This is a genomic window from Gluconacetobacter tumulisoli (genome assembly GCF_014174155.1).
Taxonomy (GTDB): Bacteria; Pseudomonadota; Alphaproteobacteria; order Acetobacterales; family Acetobacteraceae; genus Gluconacetobacter; species Gluconacetobacter tumulisoli.
Map to the genome: position 1 here is coordinate 52,178 of NZ_JABEQM010000014.1, position 21,124 is coordinate 73,301.

The 21,124-nt window shown below is 66.9% G+C and carries 16 protein-coding genes; 7 read left to right on the top strand and 9 right to left on the bottom strand.

Going from position 1 to position 21,124, the window contains the following annotated elements; translation table 11 throughout:
* The 3 genes from sufB to HLH28_RS14995 form a co-directional block, all read right to left on the bottom strand.
* Nucleotides 1-1,491 carry a Fe-S cluster assembly protein SufB gene (gene sufB / locus HLH28_RS14985; RefSeq protein ID WP_182960645.1) on the bottom strand — a complete coding sequence of 497 codons (1,491 nt, stop codon included), beginning with the start codon at nt 1,489-1,491 and terminating at the stop codon, nt 1-3.
* Nucleotides 1,492-1,505: 14 nt separating this feature from the next.
* Entirely contained in the window at nt 1,506-2,018 is a 513-nt protein-coding gene (locus tag HLH28_RS14990; protein ID WP_182960647.1) for an SUF system Fe-S cluster assembly regulator, read from the bottom strand.
* Between the two features lie 128 nt (nt 2,019-2,146).
* Entirely contained in the window at nt 2,147-3,439 is a 1,293-nt protein-coding gene (locus HLH28_RS14995) for a DUF445 domain-containing protein (RefSeq protein ID WP_182960719.1), read from the bottom strand.
* Nucleotides 3,440-3,622: 183 nt separating this feature from the next.
* On the opposite strand from HLH28_RS14995, the gene HLH28_RS15000 reads away from it, so the two are divergent.
* From HLH28_RS15000 to HLH28_RS15010, 3 genes are read left to right on the top strand one after another with little or no spacing between them, the layout of a single operon-like run.
* Entirely contained in the window at nt 3,623-6,430 is a 2,808-nt protein-coding gene (locus HLH28_RS15000) for a phosphoenolpyruvate carboxylase (protein ID WP_182960649.1), read from the top strand.
* A 45-nt stretch (nt 6,431-6,475) separates the two neighbouring features.
* Nucleotides 6,476-7,348, top strand: coding sequence for an MBL fold metallo-hydrolase (locus HLH28_RS15005; RefSeq protein ID WP_182960651.1), 873 nt, complete (start codon nt 6,476-6,478; stop codon nt 7,346-7,348).
* 44 nt (nt 7,349-7,392) lie between these two features.
* On the top strand, nt 7,393-9,057 hold the full coding sequence (locus tag HLH28_RS15010) for a S10 family peptidase (protein WP_182960653.1): 1,665 nt from the start codon (nt 7,393-7,395) through the stop codon (nt 9,055-9,057).
* A 66-nt stretch (nt 9,058-9,123) separates the two neighbouring features.
* On the opposite strand, the gene HLH28_RS15015 is transcribed toward HLH28_RS15010, so the two are convergent.
* From HLH28_RS15015 to HLH28_RS15040, 6 genes are all read right to left on the bottom strand, one after another.
* Nucleotides 9,124-10,101, bottom strand: coding sequence for a DMT family transporter (locus HLH28_RS15015; RefSeq protein ID WP_182960655.1), 978 nt, complete (start codon nt 10,099-10,101; stop codon nt 9,124-9,126).
* An 80-nt stretch (nt 10,102-10,181) separates the two neighbouring features.
* Nucleotides 10,182-10,961 carry an acetoin reductase gene (locus tag HLH28_RS15020; protein ID WP_182960657.1) on the bottom strand — a complete coding sequence of 260 codons (780 nt, stop codon included), beginning with the start codon at nt 10,959-10,961 and terminating at the stop codon, nt 10,182-10,184.
* Nucleotides 10,962-11,283: 322 nt separating this feature from the next.
* A complete protein-coding gene (gene fusA / locus HLH28_RS15025; protein ID WP_182960659.1) occupies nt 11,284-13,371 on the bottom strand; it encodes an elongation factor G in 2,088 nt (695 codons plus the stop codon).
* Nucleotides 13,372-13,578: 207 nt separating this feature from the next.
* Nucleotides 13,579-13,881, bottom strand: a complete 303-nt coding sequence (rpmB, locus tag HLH28_RS15030) for a 50S ribosomal protein L28 (RefSeq protein WP_182960661.1) — start codon at nt 13,879-13,881, stop codon at nt 13,579-13,581.
* A gap of 191 nt (nt 13,882-14,072) precedes the next feature.
* Nucleotides 14,073-14,354, bottom strand: coding sequence for a hypothetical protein (locus tag HLH28_RS15035; RefSeq protein ID WP_182960663.1), 282 nt, complete (start codon nt 14,352-14,354; stop codon nt 14,073-14,075).
* A 79-nt stretch (nt 14,355-14,433) separates the two neighbouring features.
* Nucleotides 14,434-16,296: an ABCB family ABC transporter ATP-binding protein/permease gene (locus HLH28_RS15040; protein WP_182960665.1), complete on the bottom strand. Its 1,863-nt coding sequence runs from the start codon at nt 16,294-16,296 to the stop codon at nt 14,434-14,436.
* A 141-nt stretch (nt 16,297-16,437) separates the two neighbouring features.
* Between HLH28_RS15040 and HLH28_RS15045 the strand changes: the two genes are divergently transcribed.
* From HLH28_RS15045 to HLH28_RS15060, 4 genes are all read left to right on the top strand, one after another.
* Nucleotides 16,438-17,289, top strand: a complete 852-nt coding sequence (locus HLH28_RS15045; RefSeq protein WP_182960667.1) for an NUDIX hydrolase — start codon at nt 16,438-16,440, stop codon at nt 17,287-17,289.
* The gene (locus tag HLH28_RS15050; RefSeq protein ID WP_182960669.1) at nt 17,286-17,738 is read left to right on the top strand and encodes a DUF3574 domain-containing protein; all 453 of its coding nucleotides are present in this window, start codon (nt 17,286-17,288) and stop codon (nt 17,736-17,738) included. Before HLH28_RS15045 ends, HLH28_RS15050 begins: the two co-directional genes overlap by 4 nt.
* A 107-nt stretch (nt 17,739-17,845) precedes the next feature.
* Complete coding sequence (locus HLH28_RS15055) at nt 17,846-19,939, top strand: S9 family peptidase (protein WP_182960671.1); 2,094 nt, start codon at nt 17,846-17,848, stop codon at nt 19,937-19,939.
* A gap of 59 nt (nt 19,940-19,998) precedes the next feature.
* Nucleotides 19,999-21,120: an AI-2E family transporter gene (locus HLH28_RS15060; protein WP_182960673.1), complete on the top strand. Its 1,122-nt coding sequence runs from the start codon at nt 19,999-20,001 to the stop codon at nt 21,118-21,120.
* Nucleotides 21,121-21,124: the final 4 nt, after the last annotated feature.

A 21,124-nucleotide genomic window follows, 5' to 3' on the forward strand; every position in this document is an offset into this window, starting at 1 on the left:
TCAGCCCACGCTGCCTTCAAGGCTGATCTGCAGCAGTTTCTGGGCCTCGACCGCGAATTCCATCGGCAGTTCCTTCAGCACGTCCTTGCAGAACCCGTTGACGATCAGTCCCACCGCGTCCTCTTCGGACAGGCCACGCTGGCGGCAATAGAACAGCTGGTCTTCCGAGATCTTGGACGTCGTCGCCTCATGCTCCACCTTCGCGGTCATGTTGCGGCTTTCGATATAGGGCACCGTGTGCGCGCCGCAGCGATCGCCGATCAGCAGGCTGTCGCACTGGGTGAAATTCCGCGCCCCCGACGCCTTGGGCATCATCCGTACCAGTCCGCGATAGGTGCTGTCCGACTGTCCCGCGCTGATGGTCTTCGCGATGATCGTCGAGCGGGTATTGCGCCCCAGATGGATCATCTTGGTGCCGGTATCCGCCTGCTGGTGGTTGTTGGTCACCGCGACGGAATAGAATTCGCCGACCGCGCCGTCGCCCTGCAGGATGCAGGACGGATATTTCCAGGTGATCGCCGACCCGGTTTCCACCTGCGTCCATGAGATCTTGGACCGCGCGCCGCGGCACGCCCCGCGCTTGGTCACGAAATTATAGATGCCCCCCCGGCCGTTCTCGTCGCCCGGATACCAGTTCTGGACTGTCGAATATTTGATCGACGCGTCGTCCATCGCCACCAGTTCGACCACCGCTGCATGCAGCTGGTTCTCGTCGCGCATCGGGGCCGTGCAGCCTTCCAGGTACGAGACCGAAGCCCCGTCCTCGACCACGATCAGCGTGCGCTCGAACTGGCCGGTATTGCGGGCATTGATGCGGAAATAGGTCGACAGTTCCATCGGACAGCGCACGCCCCGGGGGACGTAGACGAACGATCCGTCGGTGAAGACGGCGGAATTCAGCGCGGCATAGAAATTATCGGAAACCGGCACCACGCTGCCCAGATAGCGGCGCACCAGTTCCGGATGGTCGCGCACCGCCTCGGAAATCGGGCAGAAGATCACGCCCGCCTTGGCCAGCGTCTCGCGGAAGGTGGTGACGACCGACACGCTGTCGAACACCGCGTCGACGGCGATGGGCGCACGCGCCTCCTGGCCCTCGGGCAGTTCGACGCCGGCAAGCAGCGCCTGCTCGTGCAGGGGGATCCCCAGCTTTTCGTAGGTGCGCAGCAATTCCGGATCGACCTCGTCCAGCGATTTCGGACCGGCCTTCTTCTTCGGCGCGGCATAATAATGCGCGTCCTGGAAATCGATCGGGGGATGGCTGACCTTCGCCCACGTCGGTTCCGCCATCGCCTGCCAGGCCTGGAACGCCTTCAGCCGCCAGCCCAGCAGCCATTCAGGCTCCTCCTTTCGGCGGGAAATCAGCCGAATCGTGTCCTCGTTCAGCCCCTTGGGCGCGAGGTCCATCTCGATATCGGTCTCGAAACCCCATTTATAGGTGGACTGGCCGAGGCTTTCGACTGCGTCGCGGGTTTCGGCAATAGCTGGCATGTCTTCCTGCTCCCTCAGACCGCGGCGGCGGGGCCGGCGACGGATGTTTCGTGGACCCCGCCACCCGTGGCCCCCGTACGGTGGTCGCGGCGGTCGTCATGTTCCTGTTCGCACGGCCCATGGCCCCGCTGGCCGTGGCCTTGCATGTCAGCGAGCGAGATCGAAGACAAGGCGCCCCGGATCGCGTCGTTGACCGCATCCCACTGGCCGCAGACGCCGCACAGCGACCGCGTGTCGCATCCCCCGCCATCGACGCATGCCGTCAGCGAGATCGGGCCATCCACGGCGGTGATGACCCGCGCAACCGATATATCGTTCAATGGCCGGGCCAGCCGGTAGCCTCCGCGCGCACCACGCAGCGATACCACCAGGTCATGGGCCGCGAGGATCTTCAGCACCTTGGCCACCGTGGGTTCGGGGATGCCGGTCGCCTGCGACAGGGATGGCGAGGTCATCACGTCATCCTGCTGCCCCAGGCGCACCAGGGCCACCACGGCGTAGTCGGTCAGCTTCGACAGTTTCAGCATCCGTACCATCCCCTGGCCGGTCCCGCGACCATAGCGGACCAAATCAGTACTGATTTAGCCACCAGATGAGACGATGCGCCGTCATCGTCAAGTGCAATCGGCACAATCCTGCCCGCATCGCAACGCGCCTAGCCCGCCCCCGACCCGAACGCCAGGCGCAGGACCAGCGACAGGACTGCCCCGGCCAGGAACCCGACCAGCGTGCCGTTCAGCCGCACGAACTGCAGATCCTTGCCAACCCGCAGTTCCAGCCGCGACGCCAGCATGTCGGCATCCCAGCCCGCGACGACCGAGGCGATGAAGCGCGACAGCCGGTCGCAGACGAAAGGCAGGCCGCGCAGGATCATGCCGCGGGCGCCCGACGTCACCCGCTGTCGCAGCAGCTGGTCGTCGCGCATCTGCTCGGCCAGGCGTAGCAGCGCATCGCGCACGATCGACGCCGACCAGCCGTCGGGCTGGGCCATGTCGGCCTCGATCATCCGGCGCATCCGGCGCCAGACATCCCCGCTCCAGCCCCGGATGCTGTCATGGGCCATCACGCCCATGATCGCGTTCGTGATCTCGCGCCGCCGTTCGGGATCGGTCTCGATCCGGTCGATCTCGGCCCGGACCCAGGTCGTGAAGCCTTCGCGCAGTTCCGAATTCTGGGGATCGACGCGGTCCAGTTCGTGGTTCACCGAAATCAGGACCTTGGTCGCGATCGACCCGCCGATGGCCCAGCCCAGGATCCGGCCGCCCTGTTCGCGCACCCGATCCTCGATGATCGCGCGCAGGGCCGCTTCCTTGGCCTTCAGCCCATCCTTCAGGCGCGCCAGCAGGAAAGACAGGACCTCCTGGTGGCGATCACCTTCCACCAGGGCGCGCAGGGTGCGCGCGACCACTGGCGCCACGTCCTCGCCCCCCAGGATCACCGGCAGGATCCGGCCCACGGCCGACCCGGCGCGCCCGTCTTCCAGCCGGTCCATGACCGACGGCGCGGCCCCGGCCAGCGCGCGGCTGACGGTATCGGCCGTCGCCGGGTCGGCCAGGACCCCCGCCAGCATGCCGGGCAGGTCGATCCGGTCCAGGGCCGCGTTGACGTCGGCCTCGGTAAAGACGTGAGTCGCCACGAAGCGGCCCAGGGCCTCGCCCAACCGCGCCTTCTGCGCCGGCAGGATCGCGGTATGGGGAATCGGCAGGCCCATCGGCCGGCGGAACAGGGCCGTCACCGCGAACCAGTCCGCCAGGCCGCCGACCACCCCGGCCTTGGCGCCCGACCGCAGGATATCCAGCCACGGGCCGTCCGCCACCAGCCCTGCGGCCGGCGCGCCATAGCCTGCGACCGTCAGGACGCCCATCCCGGCCAGCAGACCCGTCGCCGCGCGGCGATAGCGTCGCAATGCAAGCCACGCGGGCCTGTCCGCTTCGGGAATCGTATTCATCCCCTTGTCGATACCACCCCGCGCGCGCGGACCCAAGGGTTCGTACCCCGGCGTCATGTCCCGTGGCATGACCCGCCGAACGGCCCAAATTCACTGTGATGTCGGGCTGGCAGACATTGCGATGTGAACGCGAACATGGAACCTTGCCGCGCAGGTACGGATTGGACGATTGGGACCCGCGCGATGACCGAAACAACTTCCCGCGACGCAGCGGAAATGCTGCTCGACCTCGCACGGCAGGCCGCTGCGGATGGGCATGATTCCTCCTCGGGCAACCCGGTCATTACGCTGGCCCGCCGGATCGCCCGGCAGATCACGTCGGGCACCCTTTCGATCGAAATCCTGGAAGACGTCGTGCGGTGCCTTCGCGACGATGCGTTTCGCGAGCGCGCGGCCCGCCTGCATGCCTATGTCGAAGGTACCGACGACACCATCGTGGCGGAACGCATGCGCGCCGTCGCGCGCACCATCGCGGAAGATCCCGCCTCCGACGGCACGCCCACCGGTTTCGGCCATTTCCGCACGACGGTGGAACGCAGCCGCTTCGCCGCCGTCTTTACCGCGCATCCGACCTTCGCGCTCGCCAACCCGGTCTACGAACGGCTGGCCGCCATGGCCTCGGCCGAAGCGGGCCAGGATGTCGAACTCCCGGTCCTGGCGACGCATCGCCGCGCCGCGCCGCCGACCCTGGACGAGGAATTCGCCCTGGCCACGGCGGCGATCCTGCGGGGACGCAACGCGCTGGACCAACTGGCCCGCACCCTGCTGGACGAGGCCCAGGCCCGCTGGCCGCGCGAATGGTCCGTGCTCAGCCCCCGTCCGGTGATCCTGACCAGCTGGGTCGGCTACGACACCGACGGGCGCACGGATATCGGCTGGTGGGATACGATCCGCCTGCGCCTGCGCATGAAGCACCTGCAGCTGGCGCGGCTGCAGGACCAGGTGGCGCCGCTGCGCCCGGTCGCGGACGGGCTGCATGAACGCATCGCCCGCGCGCTGGACGCCGTCGCCGCCCAGATCGATGCCTGTCCGGCCGGACCCGATCCGGAGGAGGTCGCCGCCTTCGCCGCCGTGCTGATCGGCCGCCGGGACGAAGCGATCGCGCGGGCCAGCGACCTGGCCTCGTCGTTCCAGGAGGCCATCGACACCGCCGCCCCGGAACACCGGATGGCCCTGGCCGTCGCACGGGCGGGTTTCATGGCGCACGGCATGGCCGCGGCACATACGCATGTCCGCCTGAATTCGACGCAGATCCACAATGTCGCGCGGCAGCGGCTGGGCATCGAGGACAGCCCCGAAATACCCTCGCAGCGCCGTGGCCTGCTGACCCGGATCAATGACGCGCTGGACCGGGTCGAACCGGTCGAGGTCGATTTCGGTTCGCTGCTGGTGGAGCAGGCGACGGCGGCGCGCCTGATGATGACGGTGCGGCAGATCGTCCGGCATATCGACCGCGAAAGCCCCGTCCGTTTCCTGATCGCCGAGACCGAGAGCGGGTACACCCTGCTGACCGCCCTGTGGCTGGCCCGGACCTTCGGAATCGAGGATCACATCGAGATATCGCCGCTCTTCGAGACGCAGGAAGCCTTGGAAAACGGCGCGCATATCGTCGAGGAAGCGCTGCATTCCCCCCATTGGCGCGACTATCTGCGCCGGACCGGCAAGCTGAGCCTGCAGTTCGGCTACTCCGATTCGGGCCGTTACGTCGGGCAGCTGGCCGCGACCTACCTGATCGAACGGCTGCGGCTGAAGATCTGCGACCTGCTGCGGCGCTGGGACCTGACCGATGTCGAGGTCATCCTGTTCGACACCCACGGCGAAAGCATCGGGCGCGGCGCGCATCCCTTCCGCCTCGCCGACCGGTTCGACTACCTGTCGCCCCTGCATGCGCGCGCGGTGTTCGCCGGCGCGGGCCTGCGGATTCGCGAGGAAACGGCCTTCCAGGGCGGGGACGGCTACGTGCTGTTCGGCACCCAGGCGCTGGCCGACGCGACCGTCAGCATCATCGCATCGCATATCTTCGCACCGACGCCGCTGGACCTCGACCCGGTCTATGACCAACCGGATTTCTCGGCCGATTTCTTCTCGACCATCGGTGCCGGCATGGCGGGGCTGGTCGAGGACCCGGGCTATGCCGCCCTGCTGGGCGCCTTCGGTCCGTCGCTGATCGACAAGACCGGATCCCGCCCCTCGGCCCGCCAGAGCGACGCGGCCGCGGCGACCACGCGGATCAGCCATCCCAGCCAGCTGCGCGCCATTCCCAACAATGCGATCCTGCAGCAGCTGGGCTGGTGCGCGAACACCATCCAGGGACTGGGCTCGGCCGCGGCGCGCCATCCCGAAACGTTCGAGGAATTCCTGGGCAAGAGCCCGCGCTTCCGCCGCGCGCTGGATTTCGCGTCCCACGCGCTGGCGCATTCCGACGATACGGTCCTGCGCGCGGTGATCTACATGCTCGACCCCGACATGTGGCTGGGCCGCGCGACGGCCGAGACCGACCCGGCACGGCGCGACGCCTTCCTGGCGCTGATGAACGGGCTGGAGCGCCTGAATTTCTGGGCCAGCACCCAGGCGATGTTCCGCCGCATCCAGTCGGATCACCTGGCGCTGCGCAAGGCATGGCAGCATGCGCCGGGCATGCGGCCCGAGGAAATGCTGCTGCATGCGATCCGGATCGCGACGATCGAGCAGATCTGGCTGCTCTCGACCCGCATCCCCTATTTCGCGCCGCGCAACGCCTTTACCCGCGACGTGCTGACGATCCGGGTCCTGTGCCTGGAAATTCCCGCCGCCCTGCGGGAACTGGAAGACATCTTCCCCTACGCCACTAGCAGCGGGCTGGACCTCGATTTCCACGAGCCCCACGGTCCGCGCAACGATGGCGCCTATGTGCGCGAACACACCGAAATCTTCGATCCGATGCTGCGGCTGTTCAACCTGGTCCGTGAAACCGGCATGGCGGTGATGCACCATGTCGGGGCGTTCGGCTGACGGGCGGGTGGGCAGGCGGCGAACGGCCCGGTCCGGCCGGGCCTGATGGCGCACCCGGTCACCCACCGGTCTCGGCACGACTGGCGGGTCAACGAACCGCCGCCGCCGGTCGGCGTGCCGCTGGACGCGGCGCCGGGTATCCGTCGAATCGTGGCCCCCAATCCCGGCCCGATGACCGGCCACGGCACCAACAGCTGGCTGGTCGCGCATCCGGCCGGCACGGTGGTCATCGATCCCGGGCCGGACGACCCCGCCCATCTGCGGGCGATCGTGGCGGCGGCGCGCGGTCCGGTCAGCCACATCCTGCTGACCCATACCCACCGCGACCATCTGGAGGGCGCGCGTCCGCTGGCCGGGATGACCGGCGTCCCGGTCTGCGCCTACCGTCACAGCGCATGCGCGACCTTCAGTCCCGATATCGCCCTGGATGATGGCGCCCGGGTCGCGACCCTGGCCGCGCTGCATACCCCGGGACACGCCAGCGACCACCTATGCTTCGCAACCAGGGACGGCATCCTGTTTACGGGCGACCACATCATGGGCTGGTCGACGACGATGGTCCCGCCGGCCCCGCACGGGTCGGTCCGTTTGTTCCTGCACAGCCTGGACAAGGTGCTGGACCACGACGCGCGCCTGCTGCTGCCCGCCCACGGCCCGCCGATTACCCGGACGGTCCCGTGTGTCCAGGGACTGATCGCCCATCGTCTGGCGCGCGAGGCCAGCATTCTGGCGGCCCTGCCGGACGAACCGGCCACGCTGGAGGTCATCCTGCGCCGTGTCTATCGCGCGGTCCGTCCGGCCCTGCGCCGGGCGGCGGAACTGAATCTGCTGGCCCATCTGGAAAAATTGCGGGACGACGGCCTCGTCGTTCACGATCATGATACCTGGCGCGCCGTTCGTGACGGGACGGCCGACTGACTGCGCCGGCCCGCATCACGCGCCGCCCCCCATCCGGAGAAACCATGTTGAAGAAACGCGTATCGTTGCTGCTGTCCGCCTCAGTTCTGGCCCTGGGCCTGGGCTGGGGGGCGGAGATCGCCCCGGCCCTGGCCGACGATCCGGCCGATGCCGCCCATGCGGCCCGTTCCACCGCGCGGCCGGCCCCGCAACCCATCGAGCGGACCAGCAGCGGTACGGTGACCGTCGGCGGAAAGACGATCGCCTATCAGGCCGTCGCCGGGACTCTGCTGGTCCATCCGCGAAGCTGGGACGATTCGGAAGACACCGTCCATCAGGAAACCCCGGGCAGCGAGACCCACGCCATCGACGGCAATGCCGACGCCACCGCATCGATGTTCTATGTGGCCTATTTCCGCAAGGACGCCCGGCCCGAGACCAGGCCGATCACCTTCGTCTACAACGGCGGTCCCGGATCCTCGAGCGTCTGGCTGCATATGGGCGCCTTCGGCCCCCGCCGGGTGATGACGAACGATGACACCCACACCCCCGCCAGCCCATATCGCCTGATCGACAACCCCCAGAGCCTGCTGGACGTCACCGACCTGGTGTTCATCGATGCGCCGGGAACCGGATTCGGCCGGATCAACGGCAAGGACAAGGAAAAGCTGTTCTGGGGCGTCGATGCCGACGGACAGGCCTTCACCCGTTTCATCAGCGGCTTCCTGGCGAAATATGGCCGGTACAACTCGCCCAAATATCTGTTCGGCGAAAGCTACGGCACCCTGCGGTCCGCCGTCGTCGTCAATGACCTGCAAAACCAGGAAAATATCGATTTCAACGGCGTGATCCTGCTGTCGCAGATCCTCAGCTACGACAACAGCGTCGACGAACCCGCGCTGAACCCGGGCATGGACGAGCCGTTCGTGCTGGCGCTGCCGACCTATGCCGCCACGGCGTGGTACCATCACAAGCTGCCCCAGCAGCCCGCCGAGCTGAAGCCGTTCCTGGCCGAGGTCGAGCACTTCGCCAGCACCGACTACCTCCTGGCGCTTCAGCAGGGGGCGGCCCTGCCGGCGACGGACCGTGACCGAATCGTCGGCCGCCTGCACGATTACACGGGCCTGCCCACCGACTATATCCGCCGGGCCAACCTGCGGATCGATGGCGGTGAGTTCTCGAAGACGTTGCAGGCGGACAGCGACATCACCACCGGGCGCCTGGATACCCGCTTCTCGGGCCCGTCGCTCGACCCGCTGAGCGAAGAGGCCGGATACGATCCGCAATCGACCTCGATCAGTTCGGCCTATGTGTCGCTGTTCAACGATTATACGCGCAAGATCCTGGGCTACGGCGACGGGCTGACCTACCGGGCGGAGATCGACATTCCGCACTGGGATTTCCACCACGCCGCCGACGGACCCGATTCCACCCCGTCCGATGGACCGGCGAACGTCATGCCCGACCTGGCGCAGGCGCTGAAGACCAATCCGACCCTGAAGATCATGCTGAATGCCGGATATTTCGACCTCGCGACGCCGTACTACGAAGGCATCTACGAAATGCAGCACCTTCCGATTCCTGCGCGCCTGCAACGGAATATCGAATTCCAGCAATACCAGTCCGGCCACATGGTCTACGCCAACATCCCGTCCCTGACCCGGTTGCATGACAACATCGCGGACTTCATCCGCCGTACCGACAACCATGCCGAGCCGACCACGCCGTAGGCCTCAAAGGGCACGCCAGGTCGGGCTTTGCCCGAATCCACCAGGGCCTGAGGCCCTGGACCCCGGTCATCGATCCCGATCAGGCCCCATCGCAAAGACCCGTAGAGCCATCGCAACGCCGGCAACCAGCATCAGGGCGCCGGCCAGTTCCGGCCAGGATGGAATCTGCCGTGCATATATCGCGCTGTAGACCAGTGCGAAGAGTGTTTCGAAGACGATAAGTTGCCCGGCCACGGAAACCGGCAATGCGCGGGCCGCGATGGACCATGTCCAGGTCGCCCCCCAGGACGACAGCAGCCCGAGCACCAGCCCGGCGGCCACCGGGCGCAGCCACGCCCCATGGGCCAATCCGATCGCGGGAATGGCCGACCAGTGCGCCAACCAGCCGACCACAAGCAACGGAAGCAGCGCGATCATCGTGCCGATCCCCGTCAGCGCCGTCCATGTGGTCGGGGATACGCCGGGGCGCGCCGCCAGTTCGGCCGCATTGCGCATGCCGTACCACGACCACAGCACCATCGCCCCCACAGCCAGCAGCAAACCCCAGAGCGGCCCGCGAACCACGCCGCCCGCCCGCGCCTGCAGCAGGGCGACGCCGTTCACCAATGCCAGGCCAAGCAGAATGCACAGCAGCGACGGCATCAGCCGCCTGAAAGGAAGGCCACTCGTCCGACGGCCCAGCACGCACATCAGGACCGGCAGGCACCCGATCACCAAGGCGACCGCCGGAGGGCCCGCGAGTGGAATGGCAAGCGAAAGCGCCAGATAATATCCGACATTGCCCGTAAAACCGAGCAGGACCAGAACCTGGCAGTCCGCCCGCGTCAGGCGCCGCAGGGCCGCAAAGCCGTCCGGCGCAAGCAGCATGAGCGACACGACGCCGAAGGCGACGTATCGACACGCCGTCAGGTCGAAGGCCGAATACGGGCTACTGACCAGCGGCGCGATGAACGTCAATGCCCACAATGCCCCGGTCGCCAGGCCGGCCAGAATCCCTACGGCCACCGCCTGCGTGCCCATGCCCGCGGTGAAATACGCTTTCATGCTCAGGATCGATCTCGTCAAAGGCGCTCGATAAGCAGACGATGATTCGATCATTATCAGGATATGTCCAAGTATAGAGCTTAACGATACACCATGCCCCCATCGATCAGGATCGATTGCCCGGTCATGTAATCGGAATCCGGGCCGGCCAGATAGGCCACCAGTCCCGCGACGTCCTCGGCCGTTTCCGCACGCCCCAGCGCGATTCCGTCGACATATTTCCGGTAGGTCTCGCCCACCTGCGCGCCCGTGATGTCCGAAAACCGCCGGTCGATCTCGACCCACATGTCGGTGCCCACCACGCCGGGGCAATAGGCGTTCACGGTGATCTTCCGGCTGGCATATTCCTTTGCCGCCGCCTGGGTCAGCGCCCGCACGGCGAATTTCGTGGCGGAATACACGCCCAGCAGCGCAAATCCCTCATGCCCGGCGATCGAGCAGGCGTTGATGATCTTGCCGACCTGTCCACGTGCGATGAATTTGGCCGCCGCGACCTGGATCCCCCACAGGGTGCCCTGGACATTGATCCGGAAGATGCGCTCGACCTCTTCGGGCGTCACCGCCGCGATCGCCTGCACCTGCGCGATCCCGGCATTGTTGACGATGACGTCGAAGCCACCCAGTTCCTGTTCCGCGTGATCGACCGCTGCCTGGACCTGCGCCCGGTCGCCCACATCCGCAACACAGGTCGTGACCCGGGCACCCAGCGCCTCGATTTCATGCGCCACGGCACTCAGCGCATCGTTCCTGATGTCGACCAGCGCGATGTGCGCGCCTTCCTTTGCCAGCCGCAGGGCGATGCCCCGGCCAATTCCCTGGCCCGCGCCGGTAATGAGTGCCACTTTCCCGTCGATAGACATCCCTTAGGTTCCCCGCGCCGATATCCGCACCGGCCGCTTTTCCGGCCGGGGGTACTCGGCTGTTCTTATGGTGTTTTGCTCTCCGTGGCCGGTCCGGCCACGGTGACGCAGTTCAGGCATGGCGGGCGCAAGGGGTTCAACAGGTCGGCGCGCCGCCTCACCGCGGCGTGACGCACGCCGTCGGAACTGTCGCAATTTCGCGCCACCACATGACCGGGGACCTGGCCGCGCGAGGATGCCGGCCATGGGGCGCGGTCCGCGCCATTGAAAAAAAAAACCGGCCCACATGGGGCCGGTTTTCTTGGTTGCGATCCGGTTGAGATCAGGCCGACTTGGCCATGATCTCTTCGGCGACGTTGCGCGGCACCGGGTCATAATGATGGAACTGCATCGTGAAGGACGCACGGCCCTTCGTGATCGAACGCAGGTGCGAGATGTAGCCGAACATTTCCTTCAGCGGCACCAGCGCCCGTACCATGACGGTCGAGCCCGAGCTCTCCTGGTTCTGGATCATGCCGCGACGACGGTTCAGGTCGCCCACCACGTCGCCGACATGGTCGTTCGGCGTCGTCACCTCGACGTCCATGATCGGCTCCAGGATGACCGGGCCGGCCCGCTTCATGCCTTCGCGGAAGCACGCCTTGGCGGCGATTTCGAACGCCAGCGCCGACGAGTCGACGTCATGGTACTTGCCGTCCAGCAGCGTGAACTTGAAGTCCACGGTCGGGAAGCCCGCCAGCACGCCCGTCGAGGACTGCATCCGGATGCCCTTTTCGACCGCCGGGATGTATTCCTTCGGCACGGTGCCGCCGACCACCTTGTTCTCGAACTCGATGTCCTTGTTCCGCTCCAGCGGCGCGAACTCGATCTTCACTTCGGCGAACTGGCCCGAACCACCCGACTGCTTCTTGTGGGTATAGGTCTCGGTATGCGCCTGGGTGATCGTCTCGCGATAGGCCACCTGCGGTGCGCCGATGTTCGCATCGACGCCATATTCGCGGCGCAGACGGTCGATGATGATGTCCAGATGCAGTTCGCCCATGCCCGACAGGATGGTCTGGCCGGTTTCCTGGTCCGTCTTCAGGCGTAGCGAGGGATCTTCGCCCGCCAGCTTCTGCAGCGCCAGGGTCATCTTCTCGACCCCGTCCTTGGTCTTCGGCTCGACCGAGATGTCGATGACCGGGATCGGGAAGGTCATGCGCTCCAGCACCACCGGATCGGCGGCGTCGGCCAGCGTGTCGCCGGTCTGCGTGTCCTTCAGGCCCACGAAGGCGGCGATATCGCCGGCGTGGACTTCCTTCACTTCCTGGCGCTTGTCGGCGTGCATCTGGAAGATGCGGCCGATCCGCTCCTTGTGGCCCTTGGTCGTGTTCAGGACCGAGTCGCCCGACCGCAGGATGCCGCGGTAGACGCGCACGAAGGTCAGGGTGCCGTACTTGTCGTTGATGATCTTGAACGCCAGGCCCGCGAACTTGCCGTCCGGGTCGACCGGGATGATCGGCAGCTTGTTCTCGTCGACCTCTTCGTCCTCGGGCGGCGCGATACGGATGCCCTCGACGTCGTCCGGCGCCGGCAGGAAGTCGATGACCGCGTCCAGCAGCGGCTGCACACCCTTGTTCTTGAAGGCCGTGCCGCACAGGACCGGACGGAACTCGCCCGAGATCGTGCCCTTCTTGATGCAACGCTTCAGGGTCGCGACGTCGACGTCACCCTTCTCGAAATATTCTTCCATCGCCGCGTCGTCGACGGACAGGGCGGTGTCCAGAAGCTCCTGGCGGGCTTCCTTGGCCTTCTCCAGCAGGTCGGCGGGGATTTCCTCGTCGTGGTACTTCGCGCCCAGCTCGCCGCCTTCCCAGACGATCGCCTTCATCTCGACCAGGTCGACGACACCGACGAAGTTTTCCTCGGCGCCGATCGGCAGCTGCAGCGGGATCGCGACGATGTCCAGCTTCTCCTTCAGCGTGTCGAACGCGCGGTAGAAGTCGGCGCCGGTGCGGTCCAGCTTGTTGATGAAGATGATGCGCGGCACGTTGTAGCGGTCGGCCAGGCGCCAGTTGGTCTCGGACTGCGGCTGCACGCCGGCCACGCCCTCGATGATGAAGACCGCGCCGTCAAGCACGCGCAGGCTGCGGTTCACCTCGATGTTGAAATCGATATGGCCCGGGGTGTCGATGATGTTGATGCGGTGACCGGCCCATTCGCAGGTGACGGCGGCCGAGGTGATCGTGATGCCACGCTCACGCTCCTGGTCCATGTAGTCGGTCGTGGTGTTGCCCTCGTGGACCTCACCGATCTTGTGGGACACACCGGTGTAATACAGGATGCGCTCGGTGGTCGTCGTCTTGCCGGCGTCGATATGCGCCGTGATGCCGATGTTGCGAATCAGCGAAAGACCGGACTTTTCGGACACGGGGGAACCTCCACAAAACAATTCAGGCGCGAACGGAACCCTTCCCCTCGCGCCTGCCGGGGCCGGAAGCTGCCCCCCACCCCAGGATCGGGGTTCCGGAAGATGCAGGCCGGCAGAATAGACAGATGGGCCTGACATGCGTCAGACACCTGGAACATGCAAGCCCGCCCCGCCTTAAAAATCGGACCGGGCCCGCATGCCGGAATATTACGCCGTCGCGGCGGCCTTCTTTTCCTGGGCGCGCAGGATGCGACGCTTCAGGACCTGGGCCTCGGTCGGCAGCTTGCGGTTCGGCGTGGACAGCAGGAACGCGTCCAGGCCGCCATTGTGCTCGACCGTGCGGATGCCGTTGGTGCTCAGGCGCAGGCGGACCGAGCTGCCCAGGATATCGGACAGGAGAGAGGTCTCCTGCAGGTTCGGCAGGAAGCGGCGGCGGCTCTTGTTGTTGGCGTGGCTGACGTTGTTTCCCGTCAGCACGCCCTTGCCCGTGATCTGGCAACGGCGAGACATGGTATCATCCTCGGATAACTAAGGGCCGAGGCAAGATGCCCGGCAACGATCGTCAAGATTAGGCGCGGCTTATGGCCAAGGTAGTGGCCGACGTCAAGGTGAAAGGAGCGATTCGGGCCGTTTTCGCGTGAATCGGCCCCGGATCGCCCGGTTCATCGTTCCGTACATGGCCCATTGCGGCGCCCGCGGTTTCACTCCGGCTGCGACACCCGGTCACGGTCCGGATGCAGATCGCCCGAGCGGACGCTATGGATGGCATTTTCCAGCATCGCCAGCATCGTGCCCTGGTCCATCGTCCGCGACAGCAGGCCCAGCGACCCGCCCAGCAGGGCGGAAGCGATGGCGATCGGCGGCAGCTTCTCGCCCAGCATGTATTCGATCGCCTTGTCCACGACCGCGCCGCAATGGCTCAGTTCCTCGGGGACCGATCCGTCATGGCCCAGGGCCGGGCCCTCGCCGTGCGTGTCCGTCATGTCGTCCTCTCCCTGTTGTCGGCCCATTATGTCGGCCGTTCGGGCCGTCCGGCCGCATCGCGGCGCAAAATGCCCCCGTTCACGCCGGAAAACCACCCCCCGGCGCGGCCTCGGCGACCGCCTCGGCCCGTTCCTCGGCCTGCGCCGCCCACATCCCGGCATAGAGTCCGTCGCGGGCCAGCAGGCCCCGATGGGTGCCGCGCTCCTTGATCACGCCATCGCCCATCACGAGGATTTCATCCGCATCGACGACTGTCGACAGCCGGTGCGCGATGATGACGGTCGTCCGCTCGGCCGATACCGTCCGCAGCGCGGCCTGGATTTCCTGTTCGGTATGCGTGTCCAGGGCGCTGGTCGCCTCGTCCAGGATCAGGATGCGCGGGTTCTTCAGGATGGTACGGGCGATGGCCACGCGCTGCTTCTCGCCGCCCGACAGCTTCAGCCCGCGCTCGCCCACCTTGGTGCGGTACCCATCGGGCAGGCTGACGATGAAATCGTGGATCTGCGCCAGCCGCGCCGCATGCTCGATCTGCGCCTGGGTGGCGCCCAGGCGGCCATAGGCGATGTTGTAGCCGATCGTGTCGTTGAACAGCACCGTGTCCTGGGGGACCACGCCGATCGCCGCCCGCAGCGCCGCCTGCCCGTAATCGCGGATATCGTGCCCGTCCACCACGATACGGCCCGAGGTCACGTCGTAGAAACGGAACAGCAGCCGGCTGATGGTCGATTTGCCCGCCCCGGTCGGCCCGACGATGGCGACGCGGCCGCCGGCGGGCACGCTGAAGCTGACATCGTGCAGGATCTCGCGATCCGGACGGTACGAAAAGCGCACGTGCTCGAAACGGATCGCCGCCGCCGGCGCCTCGTCCAGCCGGCCGGGCAGCCCGATGGCGTCCGGGCGATCCGTGACATCGGGCGTCTCCTCGGTCAGGCGGAACATCTGTTCCAGATCCACCAGCGACGTCCGCAGCGAGGAATAGACGCTGCCGAGAAAATTCAGCGGCAGGTAAAGCTGCATTAGGTACGTATTGACCAGGACGAAGCGCCCGACGGTCAGCCGTCCGGCGGCGACGTCGTCCGCCGCCAGCAGCATGACCGCCGCCAGGGTGACCGCGATGATGGCCGCCTGCCCGAAATTCAGCCCGTTCAGTGACACCTGCGTACGCACCGCCGCCCGTTCGTACCGGCGCTGCGCCTCCTCGTACCGGTGGCTTTCATGCTCCTCGTTGCCGAAATACTTGACCGTCTCGTAGTTCAGCAGGCTGTCCAGCGCCTTCCAGCTGGCCTCGCTGTTGATTTCGTTCATTTCGCGCCGGATACCGATACGCCAGGAGGTGAACATGACGGTGAAGCCGACATAGGCCGTCACCGCCCCCAGCATGATGACGGCATAGCGCCAGTCGAACAGACGCCAGATGACGGCGATCACCATCAGGGCCTCGATCACCGTCGGCACGACGTTGAAGACCCCGACCCGCAGGATGGTCTCGATCGCCTCGGTCCCGCGCGCGATGGCGCGGGTCACGCCGCCGGATTGCCGATCGAGGTGAAAACGCAGCGACAGCGCGTGCATGTGCCGGAAGCTGCGGATCGCGGCGACGCAGCTGATGCGGAAACGGACCGGCGCAAACAGGGCATCGCGCCATTCGCCAAGGCCGGCGGACATCAGCCGCAGCAGGCCATATCCCAGGATCAGCATGATCGGGATCGTCGCCAGCCCTGCCCCCGCGCCCCCCGCATGCAGCGCATCCACCACGCGGCTATAGAGGTAGGGGACGCAGATCGTCGCGACCTTGGCCGCGATCAGCAGGACGCACGCGCCCACGACACGCAGTCGCGTGCCCGGGTCGTTCCGGGGCCAGAGGTACGGAAGCAGGTCGCGCAAGGTCGTCAGGACCGGCCGTTCCGGCCCGCGCCGGCCCTGGGATAAGGGAGGTGTCATGATCTGGATGTGGCATGCGCGGGCGGTTTTGCAAACACCGTGACGTCATGCGGGACGGGGGCGGCGGCACCGTCACCGGGCCGGATTGTCAGCGGCCGACCCGCCCGGTATGGCAGGCACACGCATCAGGAGCACACCGGCATGGTACCGGACGCCGACGCCTTCCTCCGGCATATCCAATCCTGCAATACGGCCCGGCTGCCCGGCGGCCGCACGCCGTTCCGCCTGGGCGACGCCCGGGCCGGGTGGATCGATCCCCATCTCGTCCCGGAACTGGAACGGCGCGGCCTGCCGCATCGGGACGGGGCCATCACGCTGGCCGATCCAGCCCGGCTGGAACAGCTGGGCGAGGATCTGGCCTCCGGCGGGGTCTACCGGTCCCATCATGAACTGTTCGACGTCGCCACCACGGCCGACGGTCCGGCGATCGCCCGCATCGACCGCGGTGCATTGCCGCTGTTCGGCCTGATCGCGCATGGGGTGCATATGAACGGGCTGGTTCGCCGCTCGGATGGGCTGCATCTGTGGATCGGGCGGCGCGCGATGACCAAGCGCCTCGATCCCGGCAAGCTCGATCATCTGGTCGCCGGCGGCACCCCGGCCGGCTACACCCCCGAGGCCGCCCTGCACAAGGAAGCGGCCGAGGAAGCCAGCATTCCCCTGTCCGTCGCGCGCCAGGCCGTGCCGGTGGCCCGCATCCGCTATGCCATGGACCGTCCCGAGGGGCTGCGCCGCGACGTCCTGCATTGCTACGACCTGGAACTGCCGGCCGATTTCGTCCCGGCCCCGGCGGATGGCGAGGTCGAATCCTTCGAGCTGATCCCGGTCGAGGAGGCGTTTCGCCTCGTCCGCGACACCGATGATTTCAAGTTCAACGTCAATCTGGTGCTGATCGACCTGTTCCTGCGCCACGGCCTGATCGATCCGGACGGCCGGGCCGGGCGCGCGCTGCGGGACGGGCTGTCGGGTACCGGCGCCACGGCCTTCGCATGATCCGACTTCCCGGCGCGCCGGTCGTTCCTGCCGCCCTGCCTGCCGTCCTGCTTGTCCTGGCCATGGCCGGCAGCGTCGGGGACTGCGCGCCGGCGCGGCCGGCCTGCGCCGGGTTCGGCGCCCGGCCCGGCCTCGAACTCTCCCTGATGTTCGGACTGACCCGACCGGACGGCACCCCGGTCACGGATGCCCAATGGGACGGATTCATGCGGCAGGAGATCACGCCCCGCTTTCCCGACGGGCTGAGCGTCTTTCGCACCGTCGGGCAATGGAGGGACCGCGAGAACGGCCGCATCGTCGCCGAGCCCTCGCGGATCGTATGGATCGCCGCCCCCGGTGACACGCCCGACCTGCGCGCGCACCTGGAGGCGATCCGCGACCTCTACCGGCGTGATTTCCAGCAGCAGTCGGTCGGCCTGACGATCCGGGCGGGTTGCCAGGCGTTCTGATCGGCAGACGCCCACCCCTGTCGCGGCAGGATTCTGTCGGGTATGCTTGCCGTTCCCGGATCGGCCGCCCCGGCCCGGGGCGGACAGCGATGGAGGAACACGCCCCGATGACCAGCGCCTCGCCACCCAGCGCCCCGGTCGCCCGCAAGGAACCCCGCCGGATCGAGCAGCTGGGCCGGACCCGGATCGACGAGTACGGCTGGATGAAGGACGACAACTGGCAGGCCGTCCTGCGCGACCCGTCGATCCTGCGCGCGGACATCGCCGAGCATCTGCGGGCCGAGAATGCCTATACCGCGGCGATCCTTGCCCCGACCGAGGCCCTGCAGGCCACCATCGCGGCCGAGATGAAGGCCCGCATCCGCGAGGACGATACCTATCCCGCCCTGCCGCATGGCCCCTGGCGCTATTACATGCGCTACGCCACGGGCGCGCAGCATCCGATCCACGCCCGCCATCCCGAAGGCCGCCCCCAGGACGAAGAGATCCTGCTGGACGTCAGCGCGGCGGCGCAGGGGCATGATTATTACGCGGTCGCCACGGCCACCCACAGCCCCGACCACCGCCTGTTCGCCTATGCCGAGGATACCCAGGGATCCGAGGTCTATCGCGTCCTGATCCGCGACATCGCAACCAGCACCGCCGTCGGGGCACCGGTCGAAAGCTGCAGTGGCAATTTCGCCTTTTCCGCCGACGCGCGCTTCCTGTTCTGGACCTGGCGGGACGCTCATGGCCGGCCCACGCGGATTTTCCGCCGCGACATCGCCCAGGGCGGCGATACCCTGGTCTATGAGGAAACGGATCCAGGCTTCTTCATCGGGGTCGAGGCCAGCCGATCGGGCCGCTGGGTAGTCATTTCGGCCAGCAACCAGGACACGTCGGAATCCTGGCTGATCCCCGGCGACCGTCCGGAGACCATGCCCATCTGTGTCGAGCCGCGCCGTGCTGGGTTGCTCTATACGCTCAGCCACTGGGGCGACCGGTTCGCGATCCTGACCAATGCGGACGGCGCGGTCGATTTCAAGCTGATGGTCGCCCCCGACACGACGCCGGACAGGGCGAACTGGCGCGACCTGGTTCCGCACCAGCCCGGACGCTACATCACCGATTGCGTGGCGTTTTCCGGGCATCTCGTCCGGCGGGAACGGCGCGACGCCAATACCGCCCTGATCATCCGGCGTCGCGACGGACAGGAACATGTCCTGTCCTCGGACGAGGATGCCTATGTTCTCTCGCTCTCGGGGTCCTACGAATACGACACGCGGGAACTTCGTTACGTCTACCAGTCGCCGACGACGCCCCGGCAATGGTACGCCTATGACATGGACGACCGGTCGCGGCATCTGCTCAAGACCCAGGACGTGCCGTCGGGCCACGACCCGATGCGCTATCGCTGCTGGCGCCTGACCGCGACGGCCCCGGACGGCGCCGAGGTCCCGGTCACGGTGCTGGGACGGCATGACACGCCGGTCGACGGATCGGCGCCGCTGCTGCTGTACGGCTATGGCTCTTACGGCCATGCGATCGAACCGAGCTTTTCCACCGGCGTGTTCAGCCTGGTCGACCGGGGGTGGTTTTACGCCATCGCCCATGTCCGCGGCGGATCGGAAAAAGGATGGAATTGGTTCCTGGGTGGCCGGGGGCGGAACAAGGCCAACAGCTTCACCGATTTCATCGCCTGCGCCGAACACCTGGTCGCGACGGGCTTCGGCGCGCCGGGCCGGATCGTGACGGACGGCCGATCGGCCGGGGGCATGGTCATGGGCGCCATCGCCAACATGCGGCCGGACCTGTTCGCTGGCATCGTGGCCGTGGTGCCGTTCGTCGACGAACTCAACACCATGTCCGACATTTCACTGCCGCTGACGCCGCCGGAATGGCCCGAATGGGGCAATCCGCTGGAAGACGCCGACGCCTACGACCTGATCGCCAGCTATGCCGCCTACGAACAGGTGGGACCACGCCCCTATCCGTCGATTCTGGCCATCGGCGGATTGTCCGACCCGCGCGTCACCTACTGGGAACCGGCGAAGTGGATCGCCCGTATCCGCGAACATACGACCTCGCCGCGCCCGGTCATGCTGCGCATCAACATGGAGGCCGGGCATGGCGGGGCTTCGGGACGCTTCGACGCGCTGAAGGAGGCCGCCCTGATCCAGGCCTTCGCGATCTGGGCCGTCGAGACGGCGGACCGGCCCTGAACGGGCCGGCCGCTGGACGGCCAGGACATGGATCAGGCAGCCGCCAGAAAAGGAACATCATGACGGATCACGCCAGCCCCGCCATCGTGCCGCGCGACACCCGGCCGCCGCCCCGGCGCGTGCGCGAGCCCCAGCGCGTCCAGCGAATCGCCCGCGGATTGCTGGCCATCTTCTTCACCGGCCTGGCGCTGTACACGATTCGCGGCTTCCTGCCGTCGCTGATCTGGGGGGGCGTGTTCGCCATCGCCGCCTGGCCGCTCTATGTCGGCAGCCGGAACCGGTGGAAATCCCTGCCCGGCGGGACGGTGCTGCCGCTGATCTTCACCCTGGGCGTCGCATTGATGTTCCTGATCCCGATGGGCCTGTTCGCCCTGGAAGCTGGGCGGGAGGCGCAGAGCATCGCGATGTGGATGAACGAGGCCCGGCATTCCGGCGTACCGGTCCCGGGGTGGATCCATGCGCTGCCGTTCGGCGCGCCGGCGGTGACGTCATGGTGGGAAAATCACCTCCAGAATCCCGACGACGTGTCGACGCTGCTGCATTCGCTCAATATCGGGCGGAGTGTCCAGGTGACCCAGCGACTGGGATCGCAGATCTTCCATCGCGGACTGCTGTTCGTCTTCTCGATCCTGACCCTGTTCTTCCTGCTGAAGGACGGGGAAAGCGTGATCCGGCAGTGCCTGGTCGTGTCCCGCAGGGCCTTCGGCAAACGGGGGGAAGGCATCGCCCAGCAGATCATCGCCTCCATCCACGGGACTGTGGCTGGGCTGGTCCTGGTGGGCATCGGCGAGGGTGCCCTGATGGGGGTCGCCTACCTGATCGCCGGGGCGCCGCACCCGTTTCTGTTCGGGGTCTTCACCGCGGTCGCCGCCATGATCCCGTTCTGCGCCGTGATCGCCGTCGGCGTGGTCTCCCTCCTGCTGCTGGTCAAGGGGGCGACGATCGCCGCCATTGCGATCCTGGGGCTGGGTCTCGCGGTCATCTTTCTTGCCGACCATCTGGTCCGGCCTGCCCTGATCGGCGGCTCCACGGAAATGCCGTTCCTGTGGGTCCTGACCGGTATCCTGGGCGGGGTCGAAAGCTGGAACCTGCTGGGGCTGTTCCTGGGGCCGGCCATCATGGCGGTGCTGCATCTGCTCTGGCGCAACTGGACGCGTGACCGCCAACAGGGCGAATTTTAAGGCA

Bases quoted from the DNA above. Each gene is read 5' to 3' on its own strand.
- sufB (WP_182960645.1), bottom strand. From the start codon at position 1,491: ATGCCAGCTATTGCCGAAACCCGCGACGCAGTCGAAAGCCTCGGCCAG.
- HLH28_RS14990 (WP_182960647.1), bottom strand. From the start codon at position 2,018: ATGCTGAAACTGTCGAAGCTGACCGACTACGCCGTGGTGGCCCTGGTG.
- HLH28_RS14995 (WP_182960719.1), bottom strand. From the start codon at position 3,439: ATGAATACGATTCCCGAAGCGGACAGGCCCGCGTGGCTTGCATTGCGA.
- HLH28_RS15000 (WP_182960649.1), top strand. From the start codon at position 3,623: ATGACCGAAACAACTTCCCGCGACGCAGCGGAAATGCTGCTCGACCTC.
- HLH28_RS15005 (WP_182960651.1), top strand. From the start codon at position 6,476: ATGGCGCACCCGGTCACCCACCGGTCTCGGCACGACTGGCGGGTCAAC.
- HLH28_RS15010 (WP_182960653.1), top strand. From the start codon at position 7,393: ATGTTGAAGAAACGCGTATCGTTGCTGCTGTCCGCCTCAGTTCTGGCC.
- HLH28_RS15015 (WP_182960655.1), bottom strand. From the start codon at position 10,101: ATGAAAGCGTATTTCACCGCGGGCATGGGCACGCAGGCGGTGGCCGTA.
- HLH28_RS15020 (WP_182960657.1), bottom strand. From the start codon at position 10,961: ATGTCTATCGACGGGAAAGTGGCACTCATTACCGGCGCGGGCCAGGGA.
- rpmB (WP_182960661.1), bottom strand. From the start codon at position 13,881: ATGTCTCGCCGTTGCCAGATCACGGGCAAGGGCGTGCTGACGGGAAAC.
- HLH28_RS15035 (WP_182960663.1), bottom strand. From the start codon at position 14,354: ATGACGGACACGCACGGCGAGGGCCCGGCCCTGGGCCATGACGGATCG.
- HLH28_RS15040 (WP_182960665.1), bottom strand. From the start codon at position 16,296: ATGACACCTCCCTTATCCCAGGGCCGGCGCGGGCCGGAACGGCCGGTC.
- HLH28_RS15045 (WP_182960667.1), top strand. From the start codon at position 16,438: ATGGTACCGGACGCCGACGCCTTCCTCCGGCATATCCAATCCTGCAAT.
- HLH28_RS15050 (WP_182960669.1), top strand. From the start codon at position 17,286: ATGATCCGACTTCCCGGCGCGCCGGTCGTTCCTGCCGCCCTGCCTGCC.
- HLH28_RS15055 (WP_182960671.1), top strand. From the start codon at position 17,846: ATGACCAGCGCCTCGCCACCCAGCGCCCCGGTCGCCCGCAAGGAACCC.
- HLH28_RS15060 (WP_182960673.1), top strand. From the start codon at position 19,999: ATGACGGATCACGCCAGCCCCGCCATCGTGCCGCGCGACACCCGGCCG.